Origin of the sequence: Pseudomonas sp. IPO3747 (assembly GCF_013385245.1) — a bacterium.
Classification (GTDB): domain Bacteria; phylum Pseudomonadota; class Gammaproteobacteria; order Pseudomonadales; family Pseudomonadaceae; genus Aquipseudomonas; species Aquipseudomonas edaphica.
In genome coordinates, this window is the sequence record NZ_JACAQL010000001.1 from 36,972 (window position 1) to 53,690 (window position 16,719).

Consider the following 16,719-nt stretch of genomic DNA (forward strand, 5'->3'; position numbering starts at 1 on the left):
AGGCTTTTCGGTTTACCCGCCCTAGCGGATCTGGTGTTTGTGCAGCAACCGGTAGAACGTCGGCCGGGACACGCCCAGCACGCGGGCCGCGATACTCATGTTATCGCTGTGCCGGTTGAGCACATCGCACAACGCCTGGCGTTCAGCGCGGTGCTTGTAATCTTCCAGTGTAGCCATCGGTGGCGCAATTGCCTGCTCGCACTGCAACCCCAGGTCACCGGCTTCGATCTGACGCCCTTCTGCCAATACCAGGCCACGGCGCACGCGGTTCGCCAATTCGCGCACGTTGCCCGGCCACGGGTGTTGGCCCAGGGCAACCAGAGCATCCTCACTGAAACTGCGCGGCCTGCGCCCGGTTTCCTGGCTGTAGAAACGTGAGAAATGGTTGGCCAGCATGGCCACATCGCCATGCCGCTCACGCAGCGGCGCGGTTATCACCTGCAGGACATTAAGCCGGTAATACAAGTCCTCGCGAAACGTGCCCTTCTCAACCGCCGCTTCCAGGTCCACGTGTGTCGCCGCCAGCACCCGCACATCCACCGGGATGGGCTGGCTGCCACCGACGCGCTCGATCTGCTTTTCCTGCAGGAAACGCAGCAAGTTGGCTTGCAGTTCCATTGGCAAGTCGCCGATCTCATCGAGAAACAACGTGCCACCGTGGGCCGCTTCGATACGCCCGACCTTGCGCTGATGCGCGCCGGTGAACGCACCTTTTTCATGGCCGAACAGTTCGGACTGGATCAGGTGCTCGGGAATGGCACCGCAGTTGATCGCGACAAAGGGCTTGGCATGACGCTGGGATTGGCGATGCAGGGTCTTGGCCACCAGCTCTTTGCCGGTGCCGCTGTCGCCGCGAATCAGCACCGGCGACTCTGTAGGTGCCAGCTTGGCGAGTAATTTGCGCAGCTCACGAATGGGCCGGCTGTCGCCCAGCAGCTCGTGTTCCTGCGCGTCGATCAGTGTGTGGCCCTTGCCGCGCAAGCGGGCCATGCCGAATGCACGCCCCAGCGTGACCTGCACGCGTGCCACATCAAACGGCAAAGTGTGGAAGTCAAAAAACCATTCACAGACAAAATCACCGACATTTTGCAGGCGTAGTACATCCTGGCTGAGCACCGCGATCCATTCGGTGCCGCTGCGGCTGATCAATTCCTTGACGGCCTCCGGGCGCTCCAGGTGATAGGGCTGCAGGCGCAACAGCCCCACATCGCACGACCTGTCGCCTACGGCGCCGAGCGTGCAGCTGTCCACTTCCCACCCCGCACTGTGCAAACCAGGCAATAGCTGGTGGCAGTCGTCGCACGGGTCGACTACAAGCAAGCGTCGTTGGACAGGTGTAACAACCATGACTATTCCTTGGCGCCAAAATTGTTAAAGTTATTTATAAACAACGGTTTGTGCGGCCTGGCGCTAACACTAGCAAGTTATTGACACAGCCTTTGTATTATTTCGCTATAAGTCTGGGCACAAAGCCATCTCTGCGTCGCTGGGGCCAAAAAATCAGGCGCGACCGCCACACTCAATGCGCTTTCAAAACAGCCGCTTACATGACGCCAATCACGAAAAGTTGAAATTTCTTGATCTAAGATGTGACCCGTACCCTGCCATCGTGCATCAGTACAAGTAACTCACCGTCTGGCTCGCCCAACCGACGGTACTTAAATGACTGGGCATTTAGAGAGAAGACCCACATGAACGCCCCGCTCCGCATCAACGAAGCTCTTTTGATCGCAGACCGTGCCTTCCAGCCCTTTCAGTGCGTGGCCTGGCACGATGGCAACGGCGCCCTCAGCCTGAGCGTCATCGACCGTACCAATACCCGCATCGGCAGCAAACAGCTGTCTTCGAGTACTTATACCGACCCGGCTCAGTTGGAAGAATTGTTGTTGCAGGCACGTGCCGAGCTCGACAAAAACGGCTACCAGTTACAGTCATGGGTTATGCAGAAGTAAGACGCGGCAGTAACTTCCGATCATTGCATAACAATGATCGGAAGTTGAGCATCACAACGTAAGCGGCTTATCGCGGTACGAGAATAAAGCGCTCGATCGCTTCAGCTGCGCCGTCCTCGACATTGCTGCCGGTAACAACACTGGCTTGGCGCTTGACGGTCTCTTCCGCCTGCCCCATAGCAATCGACAAACCCGCCACTGCAAACATCGCCGGGTCATTGCCGCCGTCGCCGATAGCTGCCGTTTGCTCCATGCGCACACCAAGGTGCACGGCCAAGGTTTTCAAGGCCTCGCCCTTGTTGGCGAGCATGGCCGTGACATCCAGGTACACCGGCTGCGAGCGTGATACCTGCGCCAGGCCCTGCACCTTGGGCTGCAACTGCGCTTCCAGCTCCACCAATAACTGCGTGTTGTTGCTGGCAGCAACGATCTTGTCGACCCGGTCCAGGTACGGCTCAAAACTCTCCACCACCACCGGCCCGTAGCCCAAGCCATCGGCTTCACGCTGCATCATCGGCCCAGGCGGATCACGGCGCAGCCAATCGCCGTCAGCGAACACCCAGACTTCCACATCCGGTTCGGCCGAAAACAGCGCCAGTGTCACCAACGCCGCCTCTGCCGGCAGATGATGGGCAACCAGGATGCTGCCATCCGGGTTGATCAACGTGCCGCCATTAAAACCCGCGACCGGCACATCAATACCAAACGTTTCGATAAGGTGCAGCATGGCCTTGGGCGGCCGCCCGCTGGCCAGGCTGAAAAATACCCCGGCGTCACGCAACGCGCGGACAGTATCGGCAGTGCGCTGGCTAAGGCTATGGTCAGGATGCAACAAGGTCCCGTCTACATCACTGAGCACCAACTGGATGGGATGAATCGCTGCATCACTCATCCCAGGCTATGCCAGGTGCGACCATCGCGGGCCAGCAACTCGTCGGCGGCCGCGGGGCCGTCTTCTCCGGCCTTGTAAGCCTGAATCGCGTCATCCTGCTTCCAGGCATCCAGGAACGGCTGCACCGCACGCCAGCCATTTTCGATGTTGTCGGCGCGCTGGAACAAGGTCTGGTCGCCGGTCATGCAGTCGTAGATCAGGGTTTCATACCCGGTCGACGGCTGCATTTCGAAGAAGTCCTTGTAGTCGAAACCCAACTCGATATTGGCCATTTCCAGGGCCGGCCCGGGTTTTTTGGCCAACAGGTCGAACCACATACCTTCGTTTGGCTGGATCTGGATTTTAAGGTAGGTGGGCTTAAGCTCATCCACATCCGTGTCGCGGAACTGCGCATACGGCGCGTGCTTGAAGCAGATCACGATTTCGGTGTCACGGATGCTCATGCGCTTGCCAGTACGCAGGTAGAACGGCACGCCGACCCAACGCCAGTTGTCGATCATCACCTTGAGGGCGACAAACGTCTCAGTGCTGCTATCAGGCGCAACGTTGGCTTCTTCACGATAACCGGGCAACGACTTGCCGCCGATTTCGCCAGCGCTGTATTGGCCGCGTACCGAGTTGGCGCGCGCATCTTCCAACGACCACGGGCGGATCGCACCCACTACCTTGGCCTTTTCACCGCGCACCGCATCAGCGCCAAACGCCGCCGGCGGCTCCATGGCGACCATCGCCAGGAGCTGGAACAGGTGGTTGGGGACCATGTCGCGCAGGGTGCCGGTTTTCTCGAAGAAGTTACCCCGCGTTTCGACGCCCACGGTTTCCGCCGCAGTGATTTGCACGTGGTCGATGTAATGGTTGTTCCAGAACGCTTCGAACAGCACGTTGGAGAAACGGCTGATCAGGATGTTCTGCACCGTCTCCTTGCCCAGGTAATGGTCGATGCGATAGATCTGCTTCTCGCTCATCACCTTGAGCAGGCACGCGTTCAGCGCTTCGGCGGTGGCAAGGTCCGACCCGAAGGGTTTCTCGATCACCACACGACGGAAACCATCATCGGTTTCGTTGAGCAAGCCGGCACTGCCCAGGCGCTGCGCCACTTCACCGAAGAAGCGCGGTGCAGTCGCCAGGTAGAACACCGCGTTACCGGTGCCGCTGTCGGCGATCTTCTTGCCGATGTCGGCGTAGGTGCTGTCGTCGAGGAAATCGCCCTCGACGTAGCTGATGCCTTTGGCCAACTGCGCCCACAACGCGGGGTCCAGGGCGTTTTCGGCATTGCCCCGGACTTTGCTCGCGGCCTCGGTGCGAATGAAGTCCTCGAGTTTCTTGGCGAAGTCGGCGTCACTGATGGCGTTGTGATCAACGCCGACAATGCGCAGGCCGTCGCCCAGCAACCCGTCGCGACTCAGGTTGTACAGCGCCGGCATGAGCAGGCGCTTGACCAGGTCGCCATGGGCGCCAAACAGAAACAAGGTAGTGGGTGGAGCGGGTTCGGCCTTGGGTTTCTTGCCGTTAGCGGTCATTTTTTGGAAGTCTCCACATGGCCACCAAAGCCGAAGCGCATGGCAGACAGCATTTTGTCACCGTAGGTGCTCTGCTGACGGGAACGGAAACGGGCGAACAACGAGGTGGACAGCACCGGTACCGGCACGGCTTGCTCCATGGCGGCTTCGATGGTCCAGCGGCCTTCGCCACTGTCGGCCACGGAACCGGAGTAGCCATCGAGTTTCGGGTCGGTGGCCAATGCGTCGGCGGTCAGGTCCAGCAACCAGGACGAGACCACGCTGCCACGGCGCCAGACTTCGGCGATATCGGCAACATTGAGGTCGAAGCGCTCCTGCTCCGGCAGGCTCTCCGAGTTTTTGGTCTTGAGGATATCGAAGCCTTCAGCAAAGGCCTGCATCATCCCGTATTCGATGCCGTTGTGGATCATCTTCACGAAGTGCCCTGAACCGGCTGGGCCTGCGTGGATGTAACCGTGTTCGGCGCGGCTGTCGGCAGAGGCCGAACGGTCCTTGGTGCGCGGGATGCTGCCCAGGCCCGGTGCCAGGCTGGCGAAAATCGGGTCGAGGCGCTGCACGGTCTCGACGTCGCCGCCGATCATCATGCAGTAACCGCGCTCCAGGCCCCAGACGCCGCCGGAGGTGCCGACGTCAACGTAATGCAGGCCTTTTTCCGACAAGGCCTTGGCTCGGCGAATGTCATCTTTGTACATGGTGTTGCCGCCATCGATGATCACGTCACCGTCTTCGAGCAACTCACTGAGCGTATTAATGGTGTCTTCGGTGGGCGCGCCTGCCGGCAACATCACCCACACAGCGCGCGGCTTTTGCAGCCCGGCTACCAGGGCCTTCAGGTCGGCGACGCCGGTGGCGCCCTCCTCGCTCAGGCCTTTGACGAATGCTTCGTTACGGTCGTATACAACGGTGGTATGCCCATTGAGCATCAGGCGCCGCGCAATGTTACCGCCCATGCGGCCTAGTCCGATAATCCCCAGTTGCATGTGCTGATGCTCCTAACTACTAAATAAATGTGTGACATAGTTTATAGCGCAATGAGGCTAATGAGGGTTAGTCCAGAGCGGATCGGTGTAGTTTCATGACAAAAAAACGCCATCGTTTCAGCATCACCGCTGAAAAAGTCACAGCGACCACCAAAAATAAAAAAGTTCCATTGCCCCGAAAAAGAATTCAGAATTGCTTCCGACTGTTGCCAGAACCTCGATTGACGCGTTCCGGCACCGCGATCTACCGGCTATTTGCGAGGTAAGCAATGAGCACAGCACAGATGACCCGACCGCCACAGACCCTCTACGTGAGCGTGCGTCGCGATGAATTGCGCCAATTAAAAGAAGAACGCGATCAACTGCAGCAGGAGGTTCTGCGTCTGCGCGCACACCTTCAAGCACAGGTCAATCAGGCATCCGGCACCCAGCCTGCGCTTTGCTGAACCTGAGCTGAACAAAGCCTTCAGAAATAACTCACGAAGTTTTCACATCCTCCTCCCGATACTCCCGCCGAATAGGGCCACGCACACGCGGCGGCCCACTGTCGCGCGCATTCCTGCGCAGCGACTGAGCAATTATCGGGTTGGAGTACTGGATGGCGATGTTCAAACGCAGCACCAAGTCTGCGAAAGGCTTTGATTGGGCCGGTCTTGGCTGGTTGTTCCTGTTTTTCTGGTATTTCTCGGGTATTACCCAACTCCTGATCCAGCTGACCGGCACCTCCGGTTTCAGTGGTTTTCGCCAAGCCTTCTTCCTGAGCGCGTTCTGGCTCGCGCCGATGCTGCTGTTCCCAAAGCGCACGCGCTTGCTCGCGGGCTTGATCGGCGTGGTGCTGTGGGCGTGCTCGATGGCCAGCCTGGGTTATTTCTTCATTTACCAGCAGGAATTCTCGCAAAGCGTCATCTTCATCATGTTCGAGTCGAACATCTCTGAAGCCGGCGAATACGCGACCCAGTACTTCGCCTGGTGGATCGTGCTGGCATTCATCGCCCATACCGCAGTAGCCGTATTCCTGTGGACCCGCCTGCGCCCGGTTTACCTGCCGCGTGGCCAGGCGCTGCTGGCAGCCACCGCCATTGTGCTGGCCGTGATCGGTTACCCGCTGGTCAAGCAGATTGCAACCAACCCGACCATGGAACTGGCCATCGACGGTTTCGAAAGCCGTGTCGAACCGGCCGTGCCATGGCAGATGATCGTTGCCTACCGTCGCTACACCGAACAGCTCAACAGCATGCAGGGCATGCTCACCAGCGCCAGCAAGATCCCGCCCTTGAAGAACCTCAAGGACACCATGGCCGACCAGCCGTCGACCCTGGTGCTGGTAATCGGCGAATCCACCAACCGTCAGCGCATGAGCCTCTATGGCTACCCGCGCAACACCACGCCGGAACTGGACAAGCTGCGCGACCAATTGGCGGTGTTCGACAACGTCATTACTCCGCGGCCCTACACCATCGAAGCACTGCAGCAGGTGCTGACGTTTGCCGACGAAGAGAACCCGGACCTGTACCTGAAGACGCCCTCGATCGTCAGCGTGATGAAACAGGCCGGCTACAAGACCTACTGGATCACCAACCAGCAGACCATGACCAAGCGCAACACCATGCTCACGACCTTTTCCGAGCAGGCTGACGAGCAGGTGTACCTCAACAACAACCGCAACCAGAACGCCCGCCAATACGACGGCGACGTGCTGGCACCGTTCGCCAAGGCCCTGGCCGACCCCGCCGAGCGCAAGTTCATCGTGGTGCACCTGCTGGGCACTCACATGAGCTACCAGTACCGTTACCCGCCAACCTTCGACAAGTTCACCGATCGCCAGGGCGTACCGGCCGGCATCAGCGATGATCAGTTGCCGACCTACAACAGCTACGACAATGCGGTGCTGTACAACGATTTCGTGGTGTCGAGCCTGATCAAGGATTACGCCAAGACCGACCCGAACGGCTTCCTGCTGTACCTCTCGGACCACGGCGAAGATGTGTTCGACTCGGCCGGCCACAGTACCCTGGGCCGTAACGAAGGCAAACCGACGGCGCCGATGTACACCATCCCGTTCATGGCCTACGCCTCGCCGAAATGGCGCGAAACCCATGACTGGAGCTTTGCCAGCGATTTGCAGCGGCCTTACAGCAGCTCGCAGTTGATCCACACCTGGGCCGACCTGGCCGGGCTGAGCTTCGATGAATGGGACCGCAGCAAGAGCCTGGTGAACGACAGCTTCAAGCCACGCCCGTTGCTGATTGGTGACCCTTACATCGGCCAGAAAAAGGGTTTGATTGATTTCAGTCTGATCAAACCGAAGAAGTCAGACGCCTCCGAAGTGGTTGCTAAATAGCGTGAGCCTTGTAACAGAAAGATAACAATCATTCTCGTTTAAGCCTAAAGTTCCGCGCGCCCTTTCGTCTTTGAGCCAAGGCCTTCTCTTACTGAGAAGGCCGCAAAGACGACAAGGAGTCTGCCGCGATGTTCGCGCCCTTTACCCGTTCCATGACCCTCACCCTTGGCCTGTTCAGCGTCGCGCTGAGCCCGGACCTGCTGGCTGAAACCGACCCCGAGCCTGCCCCGCCACGCGCCCTTGAGCTGGGTGCCACCAGCATCACCGCCGAAGGCCTGGGCGCGACCACCGAACACACCGAGGCCTACACCACCGGTTCGATGAACACCGCCACCAAGCTGAACCTGTCGATCAAGGGAACCCCGCAATCGGTTTCGGTGATCACCCGTCAGCAGATGGATGACTTCAACCTCAATACCCTGACTGACGTGCTGCGCCAGACCACAGGCATAACGGTGCAACACCTGGACTCGGATCGGGTCGGCTACTCTTCCCGCGGCTACTCGATCAGCAACTACCAGGTCGACGGCATGCTCAGCACCTACGGGCGCATGAAGCCGGATGCCGACACCATCATCTACGACCGCATCGAGGTGGTGCGCGGTGCCACCGGACTGACTACCGGCGCGGGTGACCCCTCGGCCACGGTCAACATGATCCGCAAGCGCCCGACCGCAGACTGGCAAGCCAGGGCCGGCGTCAGCGGCGCCAGCCATGACAACTACTACAACTACGTTGATGTGGGCGGCCCCCTGGCGTTTGATGGGCGACTGCGTGGACGCACGGTACTGGCCTATCGCGACAGCCAGTCCTATCGCGACAATTACGCCATGCAACGGGAGGTCGGCTACGGCATCCTCGAAGGCGACCTGACCGACGACACGGTGGTCGCCGTAGGCTTGGACTATCAGAACAAACATGTGCAAGGCACCTCTTGGGGCACCCTGCCCTACTGGAACAGCGATGGCAGCAAGGCGCGACTGTCACGCTCGGCCAACATGGCTGCCGACTGGAGTTCCTGGCCACTCAAAGACAAGACCACCTTCGCCTCTATCGATCATAAACTGTCCGCTGACTGGCGCCTCAAGGCGGCCTACACCCATCGCCAGAGTGATACTGATGGCAAGGTGTACTACGGCGGCGCCGGCTACCCCAACCCGGATGGCAGCGGCATGAACGCCTGGACCAACCAGATGGTCGGTACATCGAAAATGGACGTGGTGGACTTCAACCTTGCCGGGGCCTATTCATTGTTTGGCCGTGAACATGAGCTGATGGCAGGGTATGGCGAATCCGAGCAGCGAGACTCATCGCCGTTTCAGCGCTACAGCACACCCGAAGGTTATGAAGACATTCAGGACTGGCGGCACATGGGCGGTATCCCCAAGTTCCCCGACCGCACCACCGGCCTCAAAGGCGAACACAGCAGCAAAAAACAGAAAGCCGGTTACCTGGCAACGCGCCTGAGCCTCACCGACCAACTGCACGCTGTACTCGGCGGCCGCTATGGCAGTTGGGAAATCGAAAGCGTCTCGCCGCAGTACAACGACAATAACCAACTGACTCAATCGAGCAAAACTCGCCAGACCCACAACGATATGTGGACGCCGTATGCGGGGCTGCTCTACGACATCACCCCCGAGTACACCGTGTATGCCAGCTACACCGATATCTTCAACCCTCAGGATGAGCGCGATTCCAGCAAGAAGTACCTGGAGCCGGTGGTGGGCAGCAACTACGAAGTCGGGCTCAAGGGCAGCCTGCTCAATGAGCGCCTGAACCTGGCCACCGCGTACTTTTGGAGCACCCAGGATAACGTTGCCGAACTCGATAACAGCGCACCGCCGGATCCCGTCACGCGCGAGCAGTTCTACAAGTCGGGCGGCAAAGGCAACAAGGTCCAGGGCTTTGAGGTGGAAGCATCGGGCGAGGTCATGCCGGACTGGAACCTGACAGCCGGCTACACCTACACCCACTCGGTCAATGGTGATAAACAGCGCAACAACACCGACCAGCCACTCAACCTGTTGAAACTATCGACGGCCTATCGCCTGCCGGGCCAATGGCGCGGGTTGACCGTAGGTGGCGCGGTTAACTGGCAGAGCGATTTCTACAAATTTGCCCCACGCCCTACCGGTGGCCGGGACAGTGACGGCCGGCTGATCACCGAAAGCACCAAGATCACCCAGCAGGCCTACACCGTGGTCAACCTGATGTCGCGCTATCAATTCGACGAACACGTTTCGGCGTCAGTTAACGTCAACAATCTATTTGATAAAAAATATTACGAACGCGTCGGTTTTTATAATGGCGTGTATTGGGGAGACCCACGCTCCATCACACTGGCACTGGATTGGCGGCTATAAACTGCATCCCCGAAGTTAACAAAAACGTTAACTTCGGGGCCGTTCCATGTTAATTCCCACTTAATAAGACAGCCCCATAGTCGCTCCATGAATCGGATCACGGAGCGATCGAACACCACTCACTCTTAATGGGAATACTGCCATGAAACTTTCGACCTTAATGCTTGCCGGCCTGATGAGCCTGACCTCCGTAGCCGCCTTCGCAGAGGGCGGTTCAGAGCGCTCGAAGGAGTTTTACAACAACTTCGCCTTCACCCAGCAGCAAATTCACGGCACCACGGACAAAACAGCACTGGCCGACGGCAAGTCTGTAAAGCCCGAACAAAACAGCGCTGAACAACAGCCTAACAGCTGATTTAATCTTTAGTTAATCTGCATGCCCCTATGCCAATCCGCTCCTTTGGCAAAGGTTAATTTGGCGCCATTTAATGGCGCCTTTTTTATGTTGCCTATATTAAGCGCAGTGTTTAAAGCGGTTTGCTCCAGAACAGCATACGGCCGTGGGCGGGGTCAAATATCGAATCATCAAAACCAAACTTTCGATAGGCCGCTTGCGCCACGTCATTGCCTTCGAGCACTTCCAGGGTGATCTTGCAGCAACCGCGCTGGCGGGCAATTTCCTCGACCTTGAGCAGCATTTTCTGGCTAAGCCCCAGGCCACGAAACTGATTCATCACCACCACATCGTGCACGTTGATCAGCGGGCGGCAGGCAAACGTCGAAAAACCTTCAAAGCAATTGATCAGACCCGCCGGCTCCCCGCCGACAAACGCCAGTACGCTGAACGCGTGGGGGCGCTTGGCCAGTTCGGCTGGCAGTTGCTGCAACAGATCGGCCGGCAAGGTGTGACCGCCACCCATCGGGTCTTCAGCGTAATGGTTAAGCACCAGGCCAATGGCTTCGGCATGCACGGGGTTGGTGTAGCTGGCTTGCAGCACCAGGATGTCTGGGGTGTCCATTTCCTTCCTCAATCACGACAACAAGGGAATCGGTTCCCTTTGAGGAGACAATTGTAAGCGGGGAGCCCGTCGCAGATGAAGGAGATTAGCTACAAATACCTGACGGAAATGACGAAGGTTGCGCCCACCAACAAGCACCACTGGCCTGGGATTTGTCCTAGGCGCCGAACCGCTGCAGTTGCATCTCTTGCAAACGACTCAAGGTGCGCCGGAACGCAAACTCCAGATAACCCTCGGTGTAAAGACTTGCCAACGGCACCTGGGCCTCGATAAACAGTGGCACCTTGCGGTCGTAGCACTCATCCACCAGCGCGATGAAGCGCCGCACACTGTCATCGTGTACCGACAATTCAGGCAACTCACGGTCACCGGCCATTACTCGCTGAACACCATCTTCGGTGCCGCGGGCAATCCGTCCCGGACGTTTTTGTGCGCTCAGGTTGGGCACTTCACCCAGCAGGATCGCCTTGTAGCGATCGCACAGCAGCATAAAGTCCATCGCTGCCAAGGGTTGCTCGCACAAATCGGCGTACCGGCACCAGAGCACCGTGTCGCTGGACTGCACCGCCACTATCGAACGGTACCCGACGCTGACCACGCCGCTGCCGGTCACCCGGCCTTCGCTTAACTGTTTGAACAGTGTGGCGAGCGCTTGTGGCTGATTGACCCAATAGCGCTGCAGCCCCACACCTGGATGCAAACGGTGATCTTCACCACCGTCCACTGCCACCACGTGCATATGTTGCTTGAGCGCCTCAATACCCGGCAAGAATCGCTCGCGGTTGAAGCCGCCTGCGTACAGCTCGTCCGGTGGTTGGTTGGAGGTGCAGACCATGACCACGCCCTCCTCGAACATCACCTGGAACAGCCGGCCGAGAATGATCGCATCACCGATGTCGCTGACGAACAGTTCGTCGAAACACAACACGCGCACGTCCTGGCTGAGTTCGCGCGCCAAAGCCTGCAAGGGGTCATGGATGCCACTGAGCTGGAAAGATCGCTGATGCACCCAGCCCATGAAGTGATGAAAATGCTGGCGCCGCGCAGGTACACGCAAGCTGTGATAGAACTGGTCCATCAGCCAGGTCTTGCCCCGGCCCACTGGCCCCCACAGGTAAACCCCGGGAATCGGCAAGCGGCCGTGGTGCAAGGCCTCAAAGCAGGTTTGCAGGGCTTGCACCGCCCGGCACTGGGCGTCGTCGGGCACGAAGCCTTGCTGGGCGATGGCGTATTGGTAGGCGGCAAGCGGCGAGTCGAAAGTCATGCGTGCCAGTATGACTTACAGCGAGATATCCAGCCGTGAAATCTTGCCCTGTTCGTTCAGGCGGAAGGTATAACGCAGCTCCAAAGGGCTACCGGGGAAATTGCCGGAGACCCTGTTGCTGACCAATACCTTGCCGGTGCGATGCTGCACGTTGATCACTTCAACACGAGGCTGATAGCGACGCCCGGTGTCTTCAACCCAGCGGGCAATGGCTGTCGGACCAACTTGATGATCGCCTTCATCGAATACGTTGGCATCATCGGCAAAGCACTGGGCAATGGCTGAGGTGTCGCCGGTATTGGTCGCGGTTATGTAGGCTGCAATGGCGGGGGCTAACGCTGGAAAAGACATGGCACAGCTCCTTTTTAGTGATTTATGGCGCCATGCTAAGCCAGCCCTGTGTCAGTTTTTGTCAGGAGTGAACGGTCCTGAGTCATTGTGTTCCATCAACTTGCGCCAGCCGCGCAGCAGGTCGCTGCGCCGGCCAGGGTAACGCTCACCGTGGGCGTCAGCTGCGGCCACCCGGTCGGTGCGAAACGTACGGTAAGCGCCACGCAACTCGCACCAGGCCACGATCACACGGACCTCATTGAGAAACCCCAATGCCAACGGCCAGATCAACCGCTGGCTCTGGGTTTGGCTGGCGTCTGCGTAATCGATATGCAGCTTGGCCTGGTTGCGAATCGCCTCACGAAACACATTCAGCGGTACGCGATTTTCCGGGTAGCCAAACCCCGGCGGCCCCGGCAGCAGCGTGGGATTACGCAAGGCTTCCTGCGCAACCGGGTCGAGCACATCGGCAATTTTTGCCAAGGCATTAGCCGCCGCACGACTGAGCACGTCGTCGCCGCGCTGGTCCACATAGCGTAACCCCAGCACGATGGCTTCAGTTTCCTCGGCGTTGAGCATCAATGGCGGCAAAAACAGCCCGCTGCGCAACACATAACCCACCCCCGCCTCACCAAAAATCGGCGCGCCGAGTGCCGTCAGCTCAGCGATATCGCGGTACAGCGTGCGCTCGGAGACTTCCAACTGCGCAGCCAGTACGGCCGCGGTCACCGGGCGCTTCTTGCCCCGCAGGGCCTGCAACAAGGTGAGTAAACGAGTGGTACGCGACACTTGGACCCCGCCGAAAAAGGAAAAAGTGCCGCAGCTTAGCAGAGCGTCCTGTCAGAAAATGTCAGCAGTAAAAAAGACCCTTGACCGAATAAATTACAAAACTCGGCAACAACCGCAAGAACATGGTGCGGGCGGTCGAAGAAAGCCTCAAACGCTTGAACACCGATCACATCGACCCGCTCTGGGCGCACATGAGCGACAACGTCACGCCGATGGAAGAGATACTGCGCAGCTTCGATGTCTTGGTGCGCGCCGGCAAGATCCACTATGCCGGCCTGTCGAACGAGCAAGTGGCCCGCCTAGACACTGCCGGCGCAATTCCATTGGGCGTTCCCCACGGGATTATCTCGGAGCGCTTCGCGCTCGACCACGGCGCAGACACACCGCGCCCACCGGTTATTTGAGACGAAAAAAAACGGCCTGTTCAGGCTAATGCCAGCCAGTTGAGCGCTAGAACTGACAACCAGTAACCTGTGGCGAGGGAGCTTGCTCCCGCTGGGCCGGGCTGGCGCTCCAGCGCGAAGCGGCCCCTGCTCTTTGCTTTAAAAGCATGGGACTGCTACGCCGTCCAACGGGAGCAAGCTCCCTCGCCACAATTACCGGCTATGTCTTAATTGACTGGCATTAGCCCGTTCAGGCCGTTTTTTTATGCGCGCGGTTTACGCAAGGCTCTTGCTGACCACCTCGAATACATCGCTCGACAGCTCGCCGGAGGCACGAATGCGCTCAAGCTCCGCCTTCATCAGCGCTTGACGGGCGCTGTCGTATTTACGCCAGCGGGTCAACGGCGCCAACTGGCGCGAAGCAATCTGTGGGTTGAAGCCATTGAGCTGGATCACCAGGTCCGCCAGGAAGCGATAACCCGAGCCGTCTGCAGCATGGAAGTTGATCAGGTTCTGCCCGGCAAATGCACCCACCAGTGCGCGCACCTTGTTCGGGTTCTTGATGTTGAACGCCGAGTGCTCCATCAACGCCTTGACCCGCGCCAAACCACCCGGCAACGTGCTGCCCGCCTGCACGCTGAACCACTGGTCCATCACCAACGGGTTGTCCTTGAAGTTCTCGGCAAACACGGCCAACGCCTGGGCTTTTTCCGCCTCAAACGGCGAGTTCACCAGCACCGCCAATGCCGTGAGACGCTCGGTCATGTTATCGCTGGTGTCGAACTGGTCCAGCGTTGCGGCCAACACTTCAGGCTTGCCGCTGAGCATCAGGTACGACAGCGCGATGTTCTGCAAGGCGCGCCGCGCGAAGTGCTCGGCCGCCGCCACATAAGGCGTCTGCTTGGACAGCTCGCGATTGGCCTGGTAACGCAGCCACAGCGCTTCGAACAGGTTGTCAGCCAGTTGCTTGCGGGCGTACTCACGGGCGGCGTGGATGGCCTCCACATCCGCCACTTCGCTGATTTCCGTGAGGTAGGCCTCGCTTGGCAGCGAGAGCATTTCGGCGACCATGGCCTGGTCCAGGCTTTCATCGCTGAGCACCGTGCGCAGTGCGTCGATCAAACGCTGGTCCAACTTCAAGGCCTGGCCTTGCTGATGCTGGGCGATCAGCTCCTGCAACACCTGCACCGACAATTGCTGGCCGGCATCCCAGCGGTTGAAGCCATCGCTGTCGTGCTGCATCAGGAACATCAGTTGGTCGCGGTTGTACGGGAAGCTCAGTTTCACCGGCGCCGAGAAGCCGCGCAGCAGCGAAGGCAACGGCTTTTCTGCGATGTCGACGAAGGTGAAGGTCTGCTCCGCTTGCGTCACCGAAATCACCCGCGACGTGCCGCCAGCCGCCGCTTCACCCGCCAGGCGCAAGGCGATAGCGGCGCCCTGCCCGTCCAGCAGGCCCAATTCCACCGGAATCACGAACGGCAGTTTCTCAACCTTGTCCGGCGTTTGCGGGCAGCTTTGACGGAACGTCAGGCTGTAGGTTTTGGCTGCGGCATCAAACCACTCGCTTACCGCCAGACGCGGCGTACCGGCCTGGCTGTACCAGCGCTTGAACTGGCTGAGGTCGGCGCCGTTGGCGTCTTCCATGGCCTTGATGAAGTCGTCGCAGGTCACGGCCTGGCCGTCATGGCGTTCGAAGTACAGGTCGCTGCCTTTACGGAAGCCTTCAGCGCCGAGCAAGGTGTGGATCATGCCGACCACTTCCGAGCCCTTTTCGTACACGGTCAGGGTGTAGAAGTTGGAGATCTCGATAAAGCTGTCCGGGCGTACCGCGTGGGCCATCGGGCCGGCGTCTTCAGCGAACTGATGGGTGCGCAGGTACGCCACATCCTGGATGCGCTTGACCGTGGCCGAGTTCATGTCGGCGGAGAAGCCCGAGTCACGGAACACGGTGAAGCCTTCCTTGAGCGACAGCTGGAACCAGTCACGGCAGGTCACACGGTTGCCGGACCAGTTGTGAAAGTATTCGTGGGCAACAATCGCTTCGACGCGCTGGTGAGCGGCGTCGGTGGCGGTTTCGGCGCGGGCCAGCACGGCGCTGGAGTTGAAAATATTGAGGCCCTTGTTCTCCATGGCGCCCATGTTGAAGTCATTCACGGCCACGATCATGAAGATGTCGAGGTCGTACTCGCGACCGTAGGTTTCTTCGTCCCAGCGCATGGATTTTTTCAGGCTGGTCATGGCGTGCTGGCACTTGTCGATGTTTTCCGGCTCGACATAGATGCGCAGCGCCACTTCACGATTGGTCATGGTGGTGAAAGTGTCTTCAACGCACCACAAGTCACCGGCCACCAATGCAAACAGGTAGGCAGGTTTCTTGAACGGGTCTTCCCAGGTCGCCCAATGACGGCCGTCTTCGCCGGGGCCACTGGCAATCGGATTGCCGTTGGAGAGCAGCACCGGGTAGCTGTGTTGTTCGGCGATCACCGTGGTGGTGAAGGTGCTCATCACGTCCGGGCGGTCGAGGTAGTAAGTGATCTTGCGGAAACCTTCAGCCTCGCACTGGGTGCAGAACATGCCGCTGGATTTGTACAGGCCTTCCAGGGCAGTGTTGGTTTCCGGGTGGATACGCACGCTGGTGTCGACCGTGAAGGTTTCGCAGGTCGGGTGCAGGGTCAGGTGGCTGTCGGTCAACTGGTAGTCGGCCTCGGTCAGTTCCTTGTCACCCAGGTTGACGGTCAACAGCTCCAACTGCTGGCCATCGAGCACCAGCGGCGGCAAGCCGGTGCCGCGCTCGGGGTTGCGGCGCATCACCAGCTGCGCATGGACCAGGCTATGGTCCTCGAACAACTCGAAGGTCAGGTGCGTTTCTTCGATCAGGTAATCCGGCGCCTGATAGTCCTTCAGGTAAATCATCTTCGGTTGTTCGGTGCGCATGGATAGCAT

14 protein-coding genes and 1 pseudogene are annotated in these 16,719 nt (G+C 59.0%); 6 read left to right on the forward strand and 9 right to left on the reverse strand.

Annotated features, from left to right (window positions below):
• Positions 1-21: 21 nt before the first annotated feature.
• Entirely contained in the window at positions 22-1,347 is a 1,326-nt protein-coding gene (locus HX790_RS00150) for a sigma-54 dependent transcriptional regulator (RefSeq protein WP_017138125.1), read from the reverse strand.
• Between the two features lie 344 nt (positions 1,348-1,691).
• On the opposite strand from HX790_RS00150, the gene HX790_RS00155 reads away from it, so the two are divergent.
• Entirely contained in the window at positions 1,692-1,952 is a 261-nt protein-coding gene (locus HX790_RS00155; protein ID WP_017138124.1) for a hypothetical protein, read from the forward strand.
• Positions 1,953-2,019: 67 nt separating this feature from the next.
• On the opposite strand, the gene HX790_RS00160 is transcribed toward HX790_RS00155, so the two are convergent.
• From HX790_RS00160 to gnd, 3 genes are read right to left on the reverse strand one after another with little or no spacing between them, the layout of a single operon-like run.
• Entirely contained in the window at positions 2,020-2,844 is an 825-nt protein-coding gene (locus HX790_RS00160) for a Cof-type HAD-IIB family hydrolase (protein WP_017138123.1), read from the reverse strand.
• The gene (zwf, locus tag HX790_RS00165; RefSeq protein WP_017138122.1) at positions 2,841-4,364 is read right to left on the reverse strand and encodes a glucose-6-phosphate dehydrogenase; all 1,524 of its coding nucleotides are present in this window, start codon (positions 4,362-4,364) and stop codon (positions 2,841-2,843) included. Before zwf ends, HX790_RS00160 begins: the two co-directional genes overlap by 4 nt.
• Entirely contained in the window at positions 4,361-5,344 is a 984-nt protein-coding gene (gnd, locus tag HX790_RS00170) for a phosphogluconate dehydrogenase (NAD(+)-dependent, decarboxylating) (RefSeq protein WP_170039664.1), read from the reverse strand. The genes zwf and gnd overlap by 4 nt, the downstream gene beginning before the upstream one ends.
• A gap of 269 nt (positions 5,345-5,613) precedes the next feature.
• Here gnd and HX790_RS00175 point away from each other — a divergent pair, with 269 nt between their 5' ends.
• The 4 genes from HX790_RS00175 (at position 5,614) to HX790_RS00190 (ending at position 10,406) form a co-directional block, all read left to right on the forward strand.
• Complete coding sequence (locus tag HX790_RS00175) at positions 5,614-5,790, forward strand: DUF6026 family protein (RefSeq protein WP_256349299.1); 177 nt, start codon at positions 5,614-5,616, stop codon at positions 5,788-5,790.
• Positions 5,791-5,942: 152 nt separating this feature from the next.
• Positions 5,943-7,685 (forward strand): phosphoethanolamine transferase CptA, encoded by a 1,743-nt coding sequence (locus HX790_RS00180; protein WP_017138119.1) that lies wholly within the window; start codon positions 5,943-5,945, stop codon positions 7,683-7,685.
• 128 nt (positions 7,686-7,813) lie between these two features.
• Positions 7,814-10,051 (forward strand): TonB-dependent siderophore receptor, encoded by a 2,238-nt coding sequence (locus HX790_RS00185; protein WP_176991083.1) that lies wholly within the window; start codon positions 7,814-7,816, stop codon positions 10,049-10,051.
• Positions 10,052-10,193: 142 nt separating this feature from the next.
• A complete protein-coding gene (locus HX790_RS00190) occupies positions 10,194-10,406 on the forward strand; it encodes a hypothetical protein (RefSeq protein ID WP_017138117.1) in 213 nt (70 codons plus the stop codon).
• A gap of 112 nt (positions 10,407-10,518) precedes the next feature.
• On the opposite strand, the gene HX790_RS00195 is transcribed toward HX790_RS00190, so the two are convergent.
• From HX790_RS00195 to HX790_RS00210, 4 genes are all read right to left on the reverse strand, one after another.
• The gene (locus tag HX790_RS00195) at positions 10,519-11,010 is read right to left on the reverse strand and encodes a GNAT family N-acetyltransferase (protein WP_017138116.1); all 492 of its coding nucleotides are present in this window, start codon (positions 11,008-11,010) and stop codon (positions 10,519-10,521) included.
• Positions 11,011-11,167: 157 nt separating this feature from the next.
• A complete protein-coding gene (zapE, locus tag HX790_RS00200) occupies positions 11,168-12,274 on the reverse strand; it encodes a cell division protein ZapE (RefSeq protein WP_170039667.1) in 1,107 nt (368 codons plus the stop codon).
• A 15-nt stretch (positions 12,275-12,289) separates the two neighbouring features.
• On the reverse strand, positions 12,290-12,625 hold the full coding sequence (locus tag HX790_RS00205) for a nuclear transport factor 2 family protein (protein WP_017138114.1): 336 nt from the start codon (positions 12,623-12,625) through the stop codon (positions 12,290-12,292).
• A gap of 51 nt (positions 12,626-12,676) precedes the next feature.
• On the reverse strand, positions 12,677-13,393 hold the full coding sequence (locus HX790_RS00210) for a YafY family protein (protein WP_170039668.1): 717 nt from the start codon (positions 13,391-13,393) through the stop codon (positions 12,677-12,679).
• Between the two features lie 92 nt (positions 13,394-13,485).
• On the opposite strand from HX790_RS00210, the pseudogene HX790_RS00215 reads away from it, so the two are divergent.
• Positions 13,486-13,698 (forward strand): annotated as a pseudogene (locus HX790_RS00215) (aldo/keto reductase); the annotation flags it as partial.
• Positions 13,699-14,052: 354 nt separating this feature from the next.
• Here HX790_RS00215 and pepN read toward each other — a convergent pair.
• The gene (pepN, locus tag HX790_RS00220; RefSeq protein WP_176991084.1) at positions 14,053-16,710 is read right to left on the reverse strand and encodes an aminopeptidase N; all 2,658 of its coding nucleotides are present in this window, start codon (positions 16,708-16,710) and stop codon (positions 14,053-14,055) included.
• Positions 16,711-16,719 lie beyond the last annotated feature (9 nt).